Raw genomic sequence first — 19,551 nt, 5'->3', positions numbered from 1 at the left:
AGCTACAGCTACAACCACCCCGCCCTGCGCAACCTGCGCCACAGCAACGAACAGCAGGTAACGATACCGGCCAGCACCAGTGGAAAGCTCCACTGCCAGCTCAGGCCCGGCATGTTGGCGAAATTCATGCCGTACAGGCTGAACACCATGGTCGGAATGGCCAGGATCGCGCCCCAGCCGGCCAGGGTCTGCACGATTTCGTTCTGGTGGATGGTGATCTGGGCCAGGTTGATCTGGACCGCGGACTCCACCATTTCGCGCAAGCGGTCGCCGGTGTCGATGAAGCGCACCACGTGGTCGTAGATGTCGCGGAAATAGGCCTTGCCGTCCTTGGTGATCAGGCCTTCATGGAACCGCAGCAACTGGGTGCACACGTCCAGCAGCGGCGAGGCCGCCGAGCGCAGGCGGATCAGCTGCCGCTTGAGCTGGTACAGCTCCTGCAGGTAAGCCTTGCCGGTCTTGGCCGAAGGATCGAACAACTGGGCCTCGTACTGGCTGAACCTGGCTTCCAGGTTATCCATGATGGGGCGATAGTTATCGACCACGAAGTCCATGATCGAATACAGCACGAAACTGGGGCCGCGCATCAGGCGCTCGGGCAGCATCTCGCAATGCTCGCGCACCTTGGCATAGCTGCGCGATGCCCCGTGGCGCACCGTGATCACGAAGCGCGGGCCGGTCATGATGTGGGTCTCGCCGAACTGCACCTCGTCGCCGGAGAGCTGGGCGGTATGCAGCACCACGAACAGCGTGTCGCCGTATTCCTCGATCTTGGGGCGCTGGTGCGCGGCGTAGGCGTCTTCCACCGCCAGCTCGTGCAGGCAGAACTCCTCCTTGATCTTGTTCATCAGCTCAACATTGGGTTCGAGCAATCCGAGCCAGACAAAGGTGCCCTCCTCTTCCAACACATCGCTGATGTCGTCGAGGGCGATCTCGCGCAGTTTCTTGCCCTTCTTGTAGACCGTGCAGTTGACGATCATGTCGGCGTCGATCATGTCCTGGCTCCTGTTTTCATCGTTATCGCCCCGCAGGGTGCCACGTATTCATCCTGATGCGCAATGCCTGCGGCAACCCCGGCCTCAGCCGGCCTTGGCGCGGCCCGGCAGGCGTTGCCGCAACATCTGCGCCATCAGCACGCCCGCCAGCGTGATGCCGCCGCCGATGGCATGGTAGCCGTGCAACTCCTCGCCCAATGCCAGCATCGCGATGGCGACGGTGAAAACGGGCATCAGGTTGACAAACACGGAGCAATGGCTGGCGCCCAGATGGTTCACGCCCTTCATCCACAGGAACTGCGAAACGATGGAAGCGGCGATGCCGGCATACAGCAGAAGCGGCAAGTTATCGGCAGTCACCGGCGAGTGGTGGCCGAAGACGAAACCGGGAAACAGCAGCAGCACCGCCATCAGCACCTGCATGTACAGCAATTGCCAGGTACGCAGCGGCAAGGCCCAGCGGCGCAGCATCACGCCGTACAAACCGTAAGAGATGGTGGCCAGCAGCATCAGCAGGTCGCCCATGACCACGCCCTGGTCGAACAGCGCCAGCGGATGGCCGCGGCCGATCAGCACCGCCAGGCCGAACAGCGACAAGACGCCGCCGCTCACCGTGCCCACAGTAGGCGGCTCCGACAGCAGCTGGATGCTCAGCAACAAGGTCAGCAGCGGCATCAGCGAAGCGATGATGCCCATGCTGGTGGCCGAGGAAGTGGCGGCGGCGAAATACGCCAGGCTCTGGAACAGCACCATCCCCAGCAGCGCCAGCACCAGGATCTTGCCCAAGTGCGGCTTGATCTGCGCGCGCGCATGCCAGGTCGACCTGGCCAGGAACGGCGACATCAGCGCGGCGGCCAGCACCCAGCGGTAAAAGGAAATGTCTTCCGGTGCGATCACGCCGGCCGACATCTTGCTGATGACGGTATTGCCCGCCCAGATCAAGACGGCTCCCAGCGGGAACCAGACATATTTAAGTTGCATGGACACTTTCTAAAACGAACGGCTCAAGCCGACTTGGTGTTTGCCCGGCCCGACATTTCCGATCCGGCATTGGGCGACAGGCGGCGCAGCATCAGGATCGACAGCGACGCCACCGCGCCCACCACCAGGAAGGCCGGCCAGAAATCGGCGGCCACCAGCGTGGCGTGGCCCTGTACGTCATTGGAAACCTGCAGCGCGAAACCGGCCAGCACCACGCCCATGCCGATCGACAGCTGTTGCGCCACGCTGGCCATGCTGGTGGCCTGGCTCAGGCGCGGGCTATCGACATCGGCATAAGAGATCGCATTCAGGCTGGTGAATTGCAGCGAGCGGAAGCAACCGCCGATGAGCAGCACCAGCATCATCACGACATAAGGCGTTTGCGGCGTGAACAAGGCAATCGCCCACAGGCTGAGGATGCCCAGCGAACCGTTCACCACCAGCACGGTGCGAAAGCCATAGCGCTGCAAGAAACGCGACGCGACGGTCTTCATGAACATGGCGCCGGCCGCCGCCGCGCAAGTCAGCAGCCCCGAATGGAAAGGCGTATAGCCGAAGCCGAGCTGCAACATCAGCGGCAGCAAGAAGGGAATCGCGCCGATGCCGATGCGGTAGAGCGAGCCGCCGAACACCCCCGCCTGCAGGGTCGGGATCTTCAGCAACGTCAGGTCGATCAGCGGCGCGGCGGCGCGGCGCGCGTGCCACACATAAGCGATCAGGAACAAGATGCCCAATACCACGCAGGCCAGCGAGACTTCACCCGAGACCAGATGGCGGCCGGCAGTAGACAGCCCCAGCATCAGCAACGAGCAGCCCAGCGCCGACAGCACGAAGCCGGGCCAGTCCAGCGGCGGCACCTGCTCGGCCTTGAGGTCGGGGATGAAGCGCGCGGCCAGGTACAGGCCGAGGATGCTGATGGGGATGTTGATGAAGAAAATCCAGCGCCAGTGGAAGTATGTCGTGATGAAGCCGCCCAGGGGCGGCCCCAGCACCGGCCCGAACAGCGCCGGAATGGTCAGGTAGGACAAGGCCTTGACCAGGTTGGCCTTTTCCACGCTGCGCAGGATCACGAGGCGCCCCACCGGCACCATCATGGCGCCGCCGATACCCTGGAAAAAGCGCGCCGCGACGAACTGCGGCAATGTGGACGACACGCCGCACAGGATGGAACCCAGCATGAAGACGCAAATCGCCGAGCGAAAAATGGTGCGCGAACCGAAACGGTCGGCCATCCAGCCGGAGATCGGGATGAACACCGCCAGGCTCACCAGGTAGGAAGTCAGGGCCAGCTTCAGCGAGATCGGATCGACCGCCATGTCCAGCGCCAGCGCGGGCAGCGATGTGGAGATCACGGTGGAATCCATCTGCTCCATGAACAGCGCGCAGGCGACGATCAGGGGCACAACGAAAGTACGAGGGATGGCCATCGGCGATATTGGCAATTTGACATGAAGTGGCCCGGCAGCGGCTCGCCGGGCAAGTTGGCAAGTATACCTTTTACGCTATGATGCTGCCGGACGCCGCCTCCATGCGCGGCGTGCCTGCCTGCTCCATCCGATTGCGCCTATGACCGCCTGCCCCGCCTGTTTCGCCCTGCTCGACGACCACCTGGCCACCCCGGCCGAGCCGCGCTCGCGCCTGTACACCGGCCACCTGCGTACGCTGGCCTGCGCCGACGCCGCCGGCTTCCCGGCGCTGCTGGCGCAGATGGAACAAGCGCTGGCCGCCGGGCAACATGCGCTGGCCCTGTGGGATTACGAACTGGGCGCCGCCATGCAGGGGCTGCCGCACAAGCATGCCGGCGGCCCTCTGGCCAAAGTGATGCTGTTCCAACGCTGCGATCGCCTCAGCGCCGCCGAAACCGACCAATGGCTGGCGCAACAAGAGCAAATTGCACCGGCCGGCATCGCCAACGTGGCCGCCAGCGTCAGCGAAACCGAATTCAGCGCCGCCATCGCCCGCATCCACGACTACATCGCCGCCGGCCACACCTACCAGGTCAACTACACCTATCGCCTGCGCTTCGATGCCTACGGCGACCCGCTGGCACTCTACCGCAAGCTGCGCGCACGCCAGCCGGTGCCGTATGGCGCGCTGGTATGTTGCGAAGACGGCAGCGCCGTGCTGTCGTTCTCGCCGGAACTGTTCGTCGCCCATGCCGGCGGCATGCTCAAGGCCAAACCGATGAAAGGCACGGCGCCGGCCGCGCCCGCCGCCGATGCGGATGCCGACGCCATCAATGCGCGCCGCGCGCTGGCGCTGGCCGGCGACGAAAAGAACCGCGCCGAAAACCTGATGATCGTCGACCTGCTGCGCAACGACCTGGGCCGCATCGCCGCGCCCGGCTCGGTGCAGGTGCCGCACCTGTTCGACGTGCGGCGCTACGGCCAAGTGCTGCAGATGACCTCGACCATCCGCGCCCGCCTGCGCACGGACATCACGCTGGCCGGCGCCATCGCCGCGCTCTATCCTTGCGGCTCGATCACCGGCGCGCCCAAGCGCCGCACCATGGAAATCATCGACGAACTGGAAAGCACGCCGCGCGGGCTCTATACCGGCGCCATCGGCTGGTTCGACGCGCCGCGCGCCGGCGGGCATGCGGTCGGCGACTTTTGCCTGTCGGTGCCGATCCGCACGCTGCAACTGCAAGCGCCGAAAGGCGGCCTGCGCCGCGGCGTGCTGGGTGTGGGCGCCGGCATCGTCCATGACAGCGATGCCGCCTCCGAATACGCCGAATGCCAGTTGAAGGCCCGCTTTTTGACCGGCCTCGGCCATGCATTCAGCCTGTTCGAAACCATGCACGCCACGCGCGAGGGATGCCGGCATCTCGACCTGCACCTGCAACGCCTACGCACCTCCGCGGCAGCCTTCGGCTTCAACTTCGACGAAGCGGCAATCCATGCCGCGCTGGCAAAGGCCTGCGCCTGGTTCGACAGCGCGGCGGCATACCGCCTGCGGCTGGCGCTAGACGCGCAAGGCGGCATCACCATCCAGCACGCGGCGCTGGCGCCGCTGGACGAATGCGTGAAAATTTTCCTTGCCCCGCATGCCACCGATAGCAGCGATTTCTTCCTGCGCCACAAGAACACCCACCGCGCCACCTACGATGCGGCGTGGAAAGACGCCGAACAACGCGGCGGCTTCGACATGCTGTTCTTCAATGAAAAGGACGATCTGACGGAGGGCGGCCGCAGCAACGTGTTCGTCAAACTGGATGGGCGCTGGGTGACGCCGCCGCTGGAAGCGGGCTTGCTGCCGGGGGTGATGCGTTCGGTGCTGCTGGCCGATCCGGCGTGGGATGCCGTCGAACGCCCGGTCAGCCGCGGGGAGTTGATGCGGGCCGAGGCAATCGTGGTGTGCAATGCGCTGCGCGGGGCGGTCAAGGCAACGCTTGAGCTTTAGCCTCAACGCAGCGCCGCGTTCTCCTTCAATCCCTTCGCCTTGGCCTCGCTCTGCTCCGCCAGCGGCGCCAGATCGGCCAGGCTGTTTTCATCCCAGCCTCCGCCCAGGGCGGTGGCGAGCAATACGCTGGCCGCCATGCGGCGGTTCAGGATATCCAGCGCGGAGCGCTCGGCCGACAATGCCGTGGCCTGTGCGGTGATCACGTTCACATAGCTGACGGTGCCGGCCTTGTACTGGTTGAGGACCAGCGTCACCGCCTGGCGGGCCGATTGTACGGCTTCGTCCTGCACCGCCGCCTCTTGCTCAAGAATGCGCAGCGCGGCCAGGTTGTCTTCGACGGCCTGGAAGGCGGTCAGCACGGTCTGCTTGTATTGCGCCACCGTGCCGTCATACGCAGCGATGGCCTGGTCGGTGGCGGAGCGGCGCGCACCGCCGTCGAAGATGCTCTGCGCCAGTTGCGGGCCGAGCGACCATACGCGCCCCGGCAGCGAGAACCAGTCGGCGAAGCTGGAGCTTTGGTAACCGCCCGAAGCCGACAGCGTCAGGCTGGGGAAATACGCCGCCTTGGCCACGCCGATATTGGCATTGGCCGCGGCCACGCGCCGCTCGGCGGCCGCCACGTCGGGGCGGCGCTCCAGCAGCATCGACGGCACGCCCTGCGGGATCGGCGGCGCCACCGCCGTCAGCGGCGCCTTGGGCAACGAGAAGGTCGATGGCGTCTTGCCGACCAGCAGTGCAATGGCGTGCTCCAGCTGGGCGCGCGACACGCCGTTGTCCAGCGCCTGCGCCTGGGCCGACTTCAACTGGCTCTGCGCCTGGATCACGTCCGACTTGGCGGCCACGCCGGCGGCATACTGGTTGAGCGTGAGCTGGTAAGAGCGCTGGTAAGCCTCGACGGTATCGTCCAACAGTTTTTGCTGGGCATCCAGCACGCGCAATTGCAGGTAATTCTGCGCCAATGCCGCCTGGGCCGACAGGCGCGCCGCGGCCAGATCGGCCGCGCTGGCCTGGGCGCTGGCCTGGCTGGCTTCGACATCGCGCCGCAGCTTGCCCCAGATATCGGCCTCCCACGAGGCATTGAGCGCGAAGGCATACGAATTGCGCACACCGGCGCTGCCGGACGAAGAGGAGGACGAGGACGAACTGCCGGAACGCGAACGCGTGGCCGAGGCCGACGCGTCCAGCGTGGGCGAATAGGCGGCGCGCGAACTCTGCACCAATGCCAGGGCGCTGCGGAAATTGGCCTCGGCCAGCGCCAGATTCTGGTTGGAGATATCGACCTGCGCCACCAGCGCGTTGAGTTGCGCATCGCCGAACATTTCCCACCACTTGCCGTCGGCCGTCAGCTCGCGCGGCTGGGCCGGCTTCCAGTTCTGGCCTTCCTTGAAGACGGCCGGCGCCTCGTCCATTTGCGGACGCACATAGTCGGGGCCGACCGAGCAGGCAGCCAGCGAGAAGGAAGCGGCCAGCGCCAGCAGCAGCGGCTTGATGGCCGGAGGCAGTTGGCGGGCGGCGTTGCGTTGTTGCGGTTTCATGCGTTTCTCCATGGCGGCAGCGTTCATGCCGCCGAGGTTTCGGTCTGGTTCTTGTTGCGGCCGAAGCGGCGCTGGCCCCAGGCGCGCAGGCGTTCCATGTACAGGTAGACCACCGGCGTGGTGTAGAGCGTGAGCAACTGGCTCACCACCAGGCCGCCGACGATGGATATGCCCAGAGGCTGGCGCAGCTCGGCGCCGTCGCCATGGCCGATGGCCAATGGGATCGCGCCCAGGAGCGCGGCCATGGTGGTCATCATGATCGGCCGGAAGCGCAGCTTGCAGGCCTCGAAGATGGCATCGCGCGGGGACATGCCGCGGTTGCGTTCGGCATCCAGCGCGAAGTCGATCATCATGATGGCGTTCTTCTTGACGATGCCGATCAACAGGATCACGCCGATCAGCGCGATCAGGCTGAAATCTGTGCCGGTAAACATCAACGCCAGCAAGGCGCCCACGCCGGCCGACGGCAAGGTGGAGAGAATGGTGATCGGGTGGATCAGGCTTTCATACAGGATGCCCAGCACGATATACACCGCCAGCAAGGCCGTCAGGATCAGGATGGGCTGGCTCGACATCGAGGACTGGAAGGCATTGGCGGTGCCGGAGAAAGCCCCATGCACATCGGTCGGCACGCCCAGCGTGGCCATGGCGCGCTCGATGGCCTCGGTGGCCTGCGACAGCGAGACGCCCTCGGCCAGGTTGAACGACAGCGTGGAAGCGACGAACTGCCCTTCATGGTTGACCGCCAGCGCCGTGTTGGTCGGCGCGAAACTGGCGAACGCCGCCAGCGGGATCTGGGTGGACGCCGCGGTCGAGATGGTCTGCGCCAGGCCGGTATTGGCGTTGAGCTTGCCCGAAGCCGACAGCGCCGGCGGCGTCGACAGGATCGAGGTGGTCGGCGACAGGTTGCTCGATCCGGCCAGGCTGACGTAGGTGTTCTTCAGGATTTCTGGGCTTTGCCAGTATTGCGGCGCCGCCTCCATCACCACGTGGTACTGGTTCATGCCGCTGTAGATGGTCGAGATCTGGCGCTGGCCGAACAGGTCCGACAGCGTCGAGTCGATCAGTTGCGGCGTCACGCCGGCGCGCATGGCGGTTTCGCGGTCGATGGTCAGCGTGGTCTGCAATCCCTTGTCCTGCTGGTCGGTGCTGACGTCCTCCAGCTCCTTCAGGTTGGAAAAGGCCAGACGGATCTTGGGCTCCCAGATGCGCAGCAGGTTGAGGTCGTCGGACTTCAGGGTGTATTCGTACTGCGAATCGCTCTGGCGCGCGCCGACGCGGATATCCTGCACCGGCACCAGGAACAGGCTGGCGCCGGCCACGTGGGCCAGCTTCATGCGCAGCCGCCCGATCACGCGGTCGGCCGAGATCTTGCGCTCGGACAGCGGTTTCAGGGTCACGAACATATTGCCGCCGTTGCGCCGCTGGCCGCCGGTGAAGGCCACCACGTCGGCCACGGCCGGGTCTTCCTTGACGATCTCGATGAACTCGTTCAGCTTGACCTTCATCGCCTGGAAGGAAATCGCCTGGTCGCCGCGGATGCCGCCCACCAGGCGGCCGGTATCTTGCTGCGGGAAAAAGCCTTTGGGAATGGCCTTGTAGAGATAGACGTTCAGGGCGATGGTGGCCAGCAAAATCAGCATCATCAGGGGCGCCGCGCGCAGCGCCCAGGCCAGCGAGCGCTCATAGCCCAGCAGCATGTCGTTGAAGATATGCTCGGTCTGGCTGGCGATCTTCTGCAGCAGCGGATGGCGCCGCCGGCGCCGTTCTTCGTCCTGCCGCGGGTCGTGACGCAACAGCGCCGCGCACATCATCGGCGTGGTGGTCAGCGACACCACCAGCGACACCAGGATGGCCACCGACAGCGTGATGGCGAACTCGCGGAACAGGCGGCCGACGATGCCCTCCATCAGCAGGATGGGAATGAACACGGCGATCAGCGAGATGCTCATCGACAGCACCGTGAAGCCGACTTCCCTCGCCCCCAGCATGGCGGCCCTGACCGGCTTCATGCCGGCCTCGATGTGGCGCGAAATGTTTTCCAGCACCACGATGGCGTCGTCCACCACGAAGCCGGTGGCAATCGTCAGCGCCATCAGCGACAGGTTGTCCAGGCTGAAACCGGCCAGGTACATGATGCCGAAGGTGCCGATCAGCGACACCGGAACGGCGACGGCCGGGATCAGCGTGGCGCGCACATTGCGCAGGAACAGGAACACCACCATGATCACCAGCGCCACCGACAGCATCAGGGTGAACTCGGTCTCCTTGAGCGAGGCGCGGATGGTGGGCGTGCGGTCCATCACCACCTTCATGTCGATGGCGGCGGGAATCGATGCCTGCAATTGCGGCAGCAGTTCCTTGACGCTGTCGACGGTGTCGATGATGTTGGCGCCGGGCTGGCGGTTGACGATCACCAGCACCGACGGCTTGCCGTTGGCGGAGCCGGCGTTGCGCACGTCAGCCACCGAGTCGCGCACCTCGGCCACGTCGCGCACGCGCACCGGCGTGCCGTTGCGGTAGGACACGATCAGCGGCGCATATTCGGCGGCGGTCTTGGCCTGGTCGTTGGCGTAGATCTGCCAGTTGCGTGCGCCATCTTCCAGGATGCCCTTGGGCCGGTTGGCATTGGTGGCGGCCACCGCGGTGCGCACGTCGGCGCTGCCGATGCCGTACTTGTTCAACGCCGTCGGGTTCAGCTCGATACGCACCGCCGGCTGCGAGCTGCCGCCCACGCTGACCTGCCCCACTCCGCGCACCTGCGACAATTTCTGCGCCACGATGCTGTCGGCGGCGTCGTACATCTGGCCCTGGGTCAGGGTGTCCGAGGTCAGCGCCAGGATCATGATCGGGGCGTCGGCCGGATTCACCTTGCGGTAGGTCGGATTGCTCGGCATGCCGGTGGGCAACAGGTTGCGCGCCGCGTTGAGCGCCGCCTGCACGTCGCGCGCGGCGCCGTCGATGTCGCGGCTGAGGTCGAACTGCAGCGTGATGCGGGTCGAGTTCTGCGAACTGGTCGAGGTCATCTCGGTCACGCCCGCGATCGAGCCCATGGCCCGTTCCAGCGGCGTGGCCACGGTGGCGGCCATGGTTTCCGGGCTGGCGCCGGGCATCGAGGCCGAGATCGAGATGGTCGGGTAATCCACCTGCGGCAGCGGCGACACCGGCAGCAGGCGGAACGCCACCATGCCCGACAGCGCGACGCCGATCGTCAGCAAGGTAGTGGCGATGGGCCGCCGGATGAAAGGGAGCGAGATGTTCATGGTGCCCCGGATCTACACGGCCGGCGGCAGCGATGGCGCCTTGCCGTCATGGTCGTCGTCATGGCCCGGCTCCTGCTGGCCGAAGCGCTTGCGCAGGCGGCGCGCCAGGCGGTCGAACGCGAGGTAGATCACCGGTGTGGTGAACAGCGTGAGCACCTGCGACACCAGCAAGCCGCCGACCATGGTGATGCCCAGCGGCTGGCGCAGCTCGGAGCCGACGCCGGTGCCCAGCATCAGCGGCAGCGCGCCCAGCAAGGCCGCCATGGTGGTCATCAGGATCGGCCGGAAACGCAGCAGGCAGGCCTGGTAGATCGCCTCGCGCGGGCTCTTGCCTTCATGCCGCTCGGCCTCCAGCGCGAAGTCGATCATCATGATGGCGTTTTTCTTGACGATGCCGATCAGCAGGATGATGCCGATGATGCCGATGATGCCCAGGTCGGTGCGGGAAATCATCAGCGACAGCAGCGCGCCCACCCCGGCCGACGGCAGCGTCGAGAGGATGGTGATCGGGTGGATGTAGCTTTCATACAGCACGCCCAGCACGATGTACATGGTCACCACCGCCGCCAGGATCAGCCACAGCGTATTGGACAATGAGGCCTGGAACGCCAGCGCCGCGCCCTGGAAATTGGTCACGGTGGAATCCGGCATGCCGATTTCGGCCTCGGCCGCCTTGATGGCCTTGACCGCCTCGCCCAGCGAGGCGCCCGGCGCCAGGTTGAACGAAATGGTCGCGGCCGGGAACTGGCCGATATGGTTGACCACCAGCGGCGCGGTGCGCTCCGTGACGGTGGCGATCGACGACAGCGGCACCTGGTTGCCGCTGGAGGTCACCAGGTAGATGCTGCCCAGCGCCGACGGGCCGAGCTGGAACTCCGGCTTGACCTCCATCACCACGCGGTACTGGTTCGATTGCGTGTAGATGGTGGAAATGAGACGCTGGCCGAACGCGTTGTACAGGGCATTGTCGATGGCGGCGGTGGTGATGCCCAGCCGCGACGCCGCGTCGCGGTCGATCTCGACATAGGCTTGCAAACCCTTGTCCTGCAAGTTGGTGGCGACGTCGGCCAGTTCGGGCGCCTGTTGCAGGCGTCCGATCAGCTTGGGCACCCAGGCGCTGAGCGTGTCCGGGTCGGCGTCTTCCAGCGTGAACTGGTATTGCGTGCGCGAGACGCTGTCTTCAATGGTCAGGTCCTGCACCGGCTGCATGTAGAGCGTCACGCCCGGCACCTGCCTGGCCAGCGTGGGCTGCAGGCGGCGGATCACGTCGGCGGCGGAAACATCGCGCTCCCCGTGCGGCTTCAGGTTGATCAGCATGCGGCCGCTGTTCAGGGTGGCATTGGTACCATCCACGCCGATGAAGGACGACAGGCTTTCCACCGCCGGGTCTTCCAGCACCACCTTGGCCAGGGCTTGCTGCTTTTCGCCCATGGCGCCGAACGACACCGATTGCGAGGCTTCGGAAATGCCCTGGATCACCCCGGTGTCCTGCTGCGGGAAAAAGCCCTTGGGGATGAACACATACAGCAGCACCGTCAGCGCCAGCGTGCCGAGGGCGACCAGCAGCGTCAGGCGCTGGCGGTTCAGCACCCACTCCAGCATCACGCCATAGCGCGCAATCACGCGGTCGAAGAACAGCTGGCTCTTGTGGTAGAACCAGCCCTGCTCTTCTTCCGGCTGGTGGCGCAACAGGCGCGCGCACATCATGGGCGTGAGCGTGAGCGACACCACCGCCGAGATCAGGATGGACACCGCCAGCGTGACGGCGAATTCATGGAACAGCCGCCCCACCACGTCGCCCATGAACAGCAGCGGGATCAGCACCGCGATCAGCGAGAAGGTCAGGGAGATGATGGTGAAGCCGATCTGCTCGGCGCCCTTCAGGGCCGCCTGCATGGGCTTCATGCCCTCTTCGATGTAGCGCGAGATGTTCTCGATCATCACGATGGCGTCGTCGACCACGAAGCCGGTGGCAATCGTCAGCGCCATCAGCGTCAGGTTGTTGATCGAGAAGCCGGCGATATACATCACCGCAAAGGTGCCCACCAGCGACAGCGGCACCGCCACGCTGGGAATGATGGTGGCCGGGACATTGCGCAGGAACACGAAGATCACCATCACCACCAGCATCACCGACAGCATCAGCTCGAACTTCACGTCCGCCACCGAGGCGCGGATGGTGGTGGTGCGGTCGGTCAGGATGTGCACGTCGATCGCGCCGGGCAGGCTGGCTTGCAGCTGCGGCAGGATCTTCTTGATGCTGTCGACCACCGAGATCACGTTGGCGCCGGGCTGGCGCTGGATGTTGACGATCACCGCCGGCTGGGCGTTGGCCCAGGCGCCCAGGCGCACGTTCTCGGCGCCGTCGACCACGTCGGCCACGTCGGAGACGCGGATCGGCGCGCCGTTCTTGTAGGCGATGATCAGGTTGCGGTACTCGTCGGCCGAACGCAACTGGTCGTTGGCGTCGATGGTGGAGGCGCGCGCGGGGCCGTCGAAGCTGCCCTTGGCCTGGTTGACGTTGGCGTTGCCGATGGCGGTGCGCATGTCGTCCAGGTTCAGGCCCAGCGCGGCGATGGCGCGCGGGTTCAGTTGCAGGCGCACCGCCGGGCGCTGGCCGCCCGAGAGGCTGACCAGGCCGACCCCGGAGAGCTGCGAGATCTTTTGCGCCAGGCGGGTATCGATCAGGTCCTGCACCTTGGGCAGCGGCATGGTCTTGGAGGTGACCGCCAGCGTGATGATGGGCGTGTCGGCCGGATTGACCTTGCTGTAGACCGGCGGCATCGGCAGGTCGGACGGCAGCAGGTTGCCGCCGGCATTGATCGCCGCCTGCACTTCCTGCTCGGCGATGTCGAGGCTGAGGTCGAGGTTGAACTGCAGCGTGATGACCGACGCCCCGCCCGAGCTGGTGGACGACATCTGCTTCAAGCCGGGCATCTGGCCGAACTGGCGTTCCAGCGGCGCGGTGACCGAAGACGTCATCACGTCCGGGCTGGCGCCGGGATAGAGCGTGGTGACCTGGATGGTCGGGTAATCGACTTCCGGCAAGGCCGACACCGGCAATTGCCGGTAGGCGACGATGCCCACCAGCAGGATCGCCAGCATCAACAGCGATGTGGCGACCGGCCGCAGGATGAACTGGCGGGATGGATTCATGCGGGCGCCTTATTTGCTGCCGTTATTGCCGTTGCCGCCAGCGGCTTCGCGCTGGCGGCGCAACTCCATCATCTTCTGGCGGCGCTGGTCTTCGGGCAGCTTCTTGATCTCTTCGCCGAACTCGCCGGCGTCGATGCGCTTGTTGAGTTCGGCCCAGCGCTTCTGGCGCTCTTCTACCGACATGTCGCCTGGCCCGCCCGGCTGACCGCCCTGGCCCTGGTTACTCTTGCCGTGGCGGCGCGCATTCGGGTTTTCGGCGGTCAGCTTGTTGGTCGGATCGTCGGCGCTGCCGCGCATCACGGCTTCCACCTTGGCGCCTTCGCGCAGGCGGTCGATGCCGTCGATCACCACGGTCTCGCCGGCGGCCACGCCATCGGTGACCGCGGTCACGTCGCCCTGCACCGCGCCGGTCTTGATGTTGCGCACGGTGACGGTATTGTCGTCCTTGACCACATACACGAACAGGCCCTTGGAACCGCGCTGGATCGCCGCGCTGGGGATCACGGTGGCGCCCTCTTCGGTGCTGAGCAGCAAGCGGATATTGACGAACTGGTTGGGGAACAGCGCGTAGTCGGTGTTGGGGAACTGCGCCTTCAACTTGACCGTGCCGGTGGTGGCGTCGACCTGGTTATCGATGGTCAGCAGCATGCCGTCGGCGAGCTTTTTCTTTTGCTCGCGGTCCCAGGCCTCGGTGGGCAGCTTGCGCCCGCTTTGCAGCTGGCGCAGCACGCTGGGAATATTGTCTTCCGGGATGCTGAAGATGGCGGTGATCGGCTGCAGCTGGGTGATGATCACCAGGCCGTTGGTATCGCCGGTGGTGATGTTGTTGCCGACGTCGGCCTGCCTCAGGCCGAGGCGGCCGCTGATGGGCGCCGTCACGCGCGCGAACGACAATTGCAGCCGGGCGCTGGCCAGCGCGCCCTCATCGGTCTTGACCGCGCCTTCGTATTGCTTGACCAGCGAGGCTTGCGTGTCGACCTGCTGGCTGGCGATGGAATCCTGCGCCAGCAGGGTCTGGTAGCGCTTCAGGTCGAGCCGGGCCGAATTGAGCAAGGCGCGGTCGCGCGCCAGTTGGCCTTCGGCCTGGGTCACCGCCACCTGGAACGTGCGCGGGTCGATCTCGGCCAGCAGGTCGCCGGCCTTGACCAGTTGGCCTTCCTTGTAATGCAGCTTCAGCAGTTGGCCATCCACGCGGGCGCGCACGGTCGCGGTGGCCATCGGCGTCACCGAACCCAGGCCATTGAGGTAGATATCGACGTTCTGCACCCTGGCCTTGGCCACCCCTACCGGCATGGTCTGGGCCCCGGGGCCGCCGCCGCGCGGCCCGCCCGGGCCCGGACGGGCGCCGGGGCTCATCCCCATGGCGGCCATCTGCGCCGTATCGGCCTTTTTCTTGGTCCAGTACTTGTAACCGGCGCCAGCGACGATCGCCAGCACGATGACCCAGAACCACCAGCGCCGCAGGATGCTGCCCCCGGATGGCGGCCGGCTGCCTTGTGGCGGGGTGGGATTGGAAGGGGATGGCTGCCCGGAATTTGCTGTGTTTGTCATGTGATGAAAACCAACCTACTGATCGCGGAGGAAAGTCCCGGCCAGAGCGCCCGTGCGGACGCCCTGGCCTGAAAGTCGCAAAGGACACGGGATGAGGGCCTGGCCATGGCCGGCCAGGCCCTCATCCGGTGTACTCCGCCACGGCGCATGCGGCGCCATGAACCGGGCAAGAATATTGCATTGCAGGCAATGCGCCGGCATACCGCCCACCTGCCGTGCACAGCCGTTGCGGGTGGCTCGCAGTGTACCCAGCAAACGGCCGGCGCGCCACGAATAACAGACGCCCAAATACCCGCCAAATGCGCGGCTGGGGGCCGACATGCAAAAGCCTTGCGGTGGGCGCCGCAAGGCTTTTGCCGGGGTCACCTGCCCGGAAAACCTTCCGGGCGCGGCGACCAGGCTTCACGCGGCCCTGCCGCACGGCACGGCGCGCCTCACTTCACACCTCACTTCACACCTCACTTCACACCTCACTTGGCTGCCGGTGCGGTTGCGTCGGGCGCCGGCTTGCCGCCGTGGTCGCCGCGATGCAAGGAGCCCTTGCGCTCATGCTGCATGCGCTCGAAGTGATGACGTTCCATCTTGGCGAACTCGGTATCGAAGGTCTTTTGCTGTTCCGGCGACAAGGCGGCGTAGAACTCCTTGGTGGCCGCGATGCGCTGCTCGGCGAAGGCTTCGCGCTTGCGCATGAACTCCAGCTTCTTGTCCAGGCGCTCAGGCGTGGTCAGCTTGGCGAACTCTTCCTTGCTCGGACGCGCGGCCGGGTCGAACGGGGCCGGCTGGGTCTTGTCCAGGAACAGCTTCCAGGCGGCTTCCTGGGAAGCGGTGATCTTCAGCTTGTCGTGCAGCTCGGCCTGGCGCTTGGCGCGCATCTGCTCGAACCTGGCGATTTGCTCGGCGCTGGGAGCGCGGCCGTGCTGGCCTTCCGGCGGCGGGACCTGGGCGAATGCCGCCACGGTCACTGCGCTGATGCTCGCTGCGGCGATGCCGGCCAGGATGCGGGTCTTGAAATTCGACATGATTTACTCCTTTGTGATGTCGTGCTGTCTTTGCACGGTTCCCATTAAACCGGCCGCGTGTATCGCCAATTTTTCCCCTGTGGCGTCATTTGTATCGTTTTGTATATCGGCAAGCCGCCGAAGTATCGTTTTATGTCGGCGCCTACCCTTGTTAAGAGGCGATACAAATCGCCGCTCCACGGCCTGGCAAGTTCGGCATAATCCCATTCATGGATACAAATACTCACATTCTCATCGTCGACGACGACCGCGACATCCGCACCTTGCTGGCCGAATACCTGGACAGCAACGGCCTGCGCACGCTGACCGCCACTAATGGCGCCGAGATGCGCAAGACGCTGGAAGAGTCCCGGATCGACCTGATCGTGCTCGACCTGACCCTGCCGGGCGAGGACGGGCTGACCCTGTGCCGCAACCTGCGCGCCACGTCGAACGTGCCGGTGATCATGCTGACCGCGCGCGGCGAGCCGCTGGACCGCATCCTGGGACTGGAGATGGGCGCCGACGATTACCTGGCCAAGCCCTTCGAGCCGCGCGAACTGTTCGCCCGCATCCGCAGCGTGCTGCGCCGCACGCAGGCGCTGCCGCCCAACATGGCGCAGCCGGACGCGGCGGCCATGCGCTTTGCCCACTGGACGCTGGACCTGACCGCGCGCCACCTGGTAAACCGGGATGGCGTGGTGGTGGCGCTGTCGGGCGCCGAGTTCCGCCTGCTCAAGGTATTCCTCGACCATCCCAACCGCGTGCTCAACCGCGACCAGTTGCTGGAGCTGACCCAGGGCCGCGAGTCCGACCCGTTCGACCGCTCGGTGGATATCCAGATCAGCCGCCTGCGCCAGAAACTGGGCGACGACGCCCGCACGCCGGCGATCATCAAGACCGTGCGCAACGAAGGCTACGTGCTGGCCACAGCCGTGACGGCGGAAGGCGCGGGCCGCGCGCCATGAAGGGATTGAAGGATTTCGCCGGCTCCATCGGCAACCGCATCTTCGTGCTGCTGCTGGCCGGGATCGTGGTGGCCATCGCCGCCACCACCTGGCTGGCGTCCAACGAGCGCAAGAGTTCGCTGCGCGAACTGCGCTTCCAGCATCTGGCCGAGCGCATCGAGCAGCTGGTGCAGGCGGTCGACGATATTCCGGCCGAGCAGCGCCCCATCGTTCTGCAAGCCGCCGCCAACTTCGGCTTCGAAGCGAATATCGTGGGCGACATGAACGACGCGGCTGGCGCCAATGCCAGCACCGGCCCGGTGATCGACATCCTGCAGGCGCGGCTGGGCAGCGAGCGCAAGATCGCGGTGCAGCGCGAGACCGAATGCGCTTCGCCCTACCGGGCCGAAGCCCCGCACCGTGAAATCTGCCGCGTAGTCTACGTGAGCCTGCACGACCACAGCCTGCTGCGGCTGCGCCTGCACCAGCCGGGCGAACCGCCGGTCATGCGCGGCCGCAGCGGCCCGTATGGGCTGCAATACATCGCGCTGTTCCTGATCCTCATCGCCATCCTGGCCTACCTGGTGGCGCGCATGGCGACCCGCCCGATCCGCAAGCTGGCGCAGGCGGCGGCCGAACTGGGGCGCGACATCGACCATCCGCCGCTGCCGGAAACCGGCCCCAGCGAGATCCGCCAGGCGGCGCATGCCTTCAATGCGATGCAGGCGCGCATCCGGCGCCAGATCCAGCACCGCACCCACATGCTGGCCGCCATCACGCACGACCTGCAAACGCCGCTGACGCGCCTGCGCCTGCGGCTGGAAAAGGTCGCCGATCCCGAACTGCAGCAACGGCTGATCGACGATCTTGCGGTCATGCACGGCATGGTGCGCGAGGGCCTGGACCTGGCGCGCAGCATGGACTCGTCGGAAAAGATACAGGCGCTGGATATCGACTCGCTGCTCGACAGCGTCTGCGCCGACGCCGCCGATGCCGGGCAGGACGTGACGCTGCAAGGCAGCACCCGCGCCTTCGTCATGGCGCAACCGGGCGCCCTGCGCCGCTGCCTGACCAACCTGCTCGACAATGCCTGCAAATACGGCCAGTTGGCGCGGGTATCGGTCTCGCTGGAACAGCAGAAGATCGCCATCCGCATCCGCGACCAGGGTCCCGGCATTCCGGAAGCGGAACTGGAATCGGTGTTCGAACCCTTCTACCGCCTGGAGGCGTCGCGCTCGCGCGACACCGGCGGTACCGGACTGGGGCTGACGATTGCGCTCAACATCGCCGAGAACCATCATGGTTCGCTCAAGCTGCGCAATCTGGCCGAAGGCGGGCTGGAGGCGCTGCTGGAACTGCCGGTGATGCCCGCCGGGAAACCCCGCGCAAGCTGACGCCGCCGGCAGAAAAAGGGAAAGGACAAACGCAAAAGGCGCATCCCCTTGCAAGGGATGCGCCTTTTTCAATGGCAGCGGACAATCCGGCCGATATCAGCCGAAGTAGTTCAAGCCCAGCGCCGCATTGACTTCCGACATGGTCTGCGCCGCCACCGCGCTGGCGCGCTCGGTGCCGCGCTTCAACATGGCCAGCACTTCGCCGCGGTCCCTGGCGAAATGTTCGCGGCGGGTGCGGATCGGCTCCAGCATTTCTTGCAGGATGCCTTCCAGGCGGCGCTTGACCACGCTGTCGCCGAGGCCGCCGCGGGTGTAGTGCGCCTTCAGTTCTTCCACCGCAGCGCGGTCGGGATCGAAGGCGTCGAGGAACATGAACACCACGTTGCCCTCGACCTGGCCCGGATCGTCCACCCGCAGATGGTTGGGGTCGGTGTACATGCGATGCACGGCCTGCTTGATCTCGGCCGGGGTGGCGCCCAGCGCGATGGCGTTGCCCAGCGACTTGCTCATCTTGGCCTTGCCGTCGATGCCCGGCAGGCGCGCCGTTTCCGACAGCACTTCCTTGCACTCCACCAGCACTTCACGGCCGACGGTGGCGTTGAATTTGCGCACCAGCTCGTTGGTCTGCTCGATCATGGGCAACTGGTCGCCGCCCACCGGCACCAATTGGCCCTTGAAGGCGGTGATGTCGGCGGCCTGGCTGACCGGATAGGTCAGGAAGCCGGCCGGGATGTCGCGCTCGAAGCCGCGCAGGCGGATCTCTTCCTTGATGGTGGGGTTGCGCTCCAGGCGCGACACCGTCACCAGGTTCAGCAGCACCATCGACAGTTCGTACAGTTCGCGCACCTGCGACTGGATGAAGATGGTCGACTTTTCCGGGTCGATGCCCACGGCGAGGTAATCCAGCGCCACTTCCAGCACGTTGTCGGTGACCTTCTGGTGGCGGCCGACGTTGTCGGTCATGGCCTGGGTGTCGGCCAGCAGCAGGAACTGGTTGGCGGTTTCCTGCAGCGCCACGCGCGACTTGAGCGAGCCGATGTAATGGCCGAGGTGCAGCGGGCCGGTGGGACGGTCGCCGGTGAGGACGGTGGGACGTGCGGCTGGAGCGTTGGATGCGGGGGCGTTCGAAGACATGGACATTCCTGGTCAAATCGATTATCTGGAATGCCGCCGGTCCGAAGCGTAAAAACAATGCCGCCGGAACCGGCGGCATCACATTGTCAAACTGTGTGAAAACGGGCCGCCTGGGTCAGGCGCGCCACCAATGCTGGATTTTCGCAAGCTGGATTCGGGAAAACATGGCAGCGAGTATAGCATTGCCGGCGCCCC

The 19,551-nt window shown here is 65.6% G+C and carries 12 protein-coding genes; 3 read left to right on the top strand and 9 right to left on the bottom strand.

Annotation, left to right across the window (positions count from 1 at the left end):
- Window positions 1-8: 8 nt before the first annotated feature.
- The 3 genes from FB597_RS12215 to FB597_RS12205 form a co-directional block, all read right to left on the bottom strand.
- The gene (locus FB597_RS12215; protein ID WP_141912619.1) at window positions 9-995 is read right to left on the bottom strand and encodes a magnesium and cobalt transport protein CorA; all 987 of its coding nucleotides are present in this window, start codon (window positions 993-995) and stop codon (window positions 9-11) included.
- Window positions 996-1,079: 84 nt separating this feature from the next.
- Entirely contained in the window at window positions 1,080-1,976 is an 897-nt protein-coding gene (locus FB597_RS12210; protein WP_144769669.1) for a DMT family transporter, read from the bottom strand.
- Window positions 1,977-1,999: 23 nt separating this feature from the next.
- Window positions 2,000-3,403 (bottom strand): DHA2 family efflux MFS transporter permease subunit, encoded by a 1,404-nt coding sequence (locus FB597_RS12205; RefSeq protein WP_141912615.1) that lies wholly within the window; start codon window positions 3,401-3,403, stop codon window positions 2,000-2,002.
- 139 nt (window positions 3,404-3,542) lie between these two features.
- Here FB597_RS12205 and pabB point away from each other — a divergent pair, with 139 nt between their 5' ends.
- Complete coding sequence (gene pabB / locus FB597_RS12200; RefSeq protein ID WP_144769668.1) at window positions 3,543-5,378, top strand: aminodeoxychorismate synthase component I; 1,836 nt, start codon at window positions 3,543-3,545, stop codon at window positions 5,376-5,378.
- 2 nt (window positions 5,379-5,380) lie between these two features.
- Here the strand turns inward: pabB and FB597_RS12195 are convergent, their stop codons facing one another.
- From FB597_RS12195 to FB597_RS12175, 5 genes are all read right to left on the bottom strand, one after another.
- Window positions 5,381-6,913: an efflux transporter outer membrane subunit gene (locus FB597_RS12195; RefSeq protein WP_144769667.1), complete on the bottom strand. Its 1,533-nt coding sequence runs from the start codon at window positions 6,911-6,913 to the stop codon at window positions 5,381-5,383.
- Window positions 6,914-6,936: 23 nt separating this feature from the next.
- Entirely contained in the window at window positions 6,937-10,176 is a 3,240-nt protein-coding gene (locus tag FB597_RS12190) for an efflux RND transporter permease subunit (protein WP_144769666.1), read from the bottom strand.
- 12 nt (window positions 10,177-10,188) lie between these two features.
- Window positions 10,189-13,332, bottom strand: coding sequence for an MdtB/MuxB family multidrug efflux RND transporter permease subunit (locus FB597_RS12185; RefSeq protein ID WP_141912607.1), 3,144 nt, complete (start codon window positions 13,330-13,332; stop codon window positions 10,189-10,191).
- 9 nt (window positions 13,333-13,341) lie between these two features.
- Entirely contained in the window at window positions 13,342-14,883 is a 1,542-nt protein-coding gene (locus tag FB597_RS12180) for an MdtA/MuxA family multidrug efflux RND transporter periplasmic adaptor subunit (RefSeq protein WP_144769665.1), read from the bottom strand.
- A 470-nt stretch (window positions 14,884-15,353) separates the two neighbouring features.
- Window positions 15,354-15,902: a Spy/CpxP family protein refolding chaperone gene (locus tag FB597_RS12175; RefSeq protein ID WP_141912604.1), complete on the bottom strand. Its 549-nt coding sequence runs from the start codon at window positions 15,900-15,902 to the stop codon at window positions 15,354-15,356.
- A 209-nt stretch (window positions 15,903-16,111) separates the two neighbouring features.
- Here FB597_RS12175 and FB597_RS12170 point away from each other — a divergent pair, with 209 nt between their 5' ends.
- Together FB597_RS12170 and FB597_RS12165 are read left to right on the top strand one after the other, a co-directional pair.
- The gene (locus FB597_RS12170) at window positions 16,112-16,849 is read left to right on the top strand and encodes a response regulator (RefSeq protein ID WP_183405758.1); all 738 of its coding nucleotides are present in this window, start codon (window positions 16,112-16,114) and stop codon (window positions 16,847-16,849) included.
- 5 nt (window positions 16,850-16,854) lie between these two features.
- Complete coding sequence (locus tag FB597_RS12165) at window positions 16,855-18,222, top strand: ATP-binding protein (protein WP_186442778.1); 1,368 nt, start codon at window positions 16,855-16,857, stop codon at window positions 18,220-18,222.
- A 96-nt stretch (window positions 18,223-18,318) separates the two neighbouring features.
- Here the strand turns inward: FB597_RS12165 and trpS are convergent, their stop codons facing one another.
- The gene (gene trpS / locus FB597_RS12160; protein WP_144769663.1) at window positions 18,319-19,356 is read right to left on the bottom strand and encodes a tryptophan--tRNA ligase; all 1,038 of its coding nucleotides are present in this window, start codon (window positions 19,354-19,356) and stop codon (window positions 18,319-18,321) included.
- Window positions 19,357-19,551 lie beyond the last annotated feature (195 nt).

Origin of the sequence: Herbaspirillum sp. SJZ099 (assembly GCF_007828355.1) — a bacterium.
Lineage (GTDB): Bacteria > Pseudomonadota > Gammaproteobacteria > Burkholderiales > Burkholderiaceae_D > Herbaspirillum.
The sequence above is the reverse complement of the archived record's forward strand: the minus strand, read 5'-3'. Positions and strand labels throughout refer to the sequence as shown.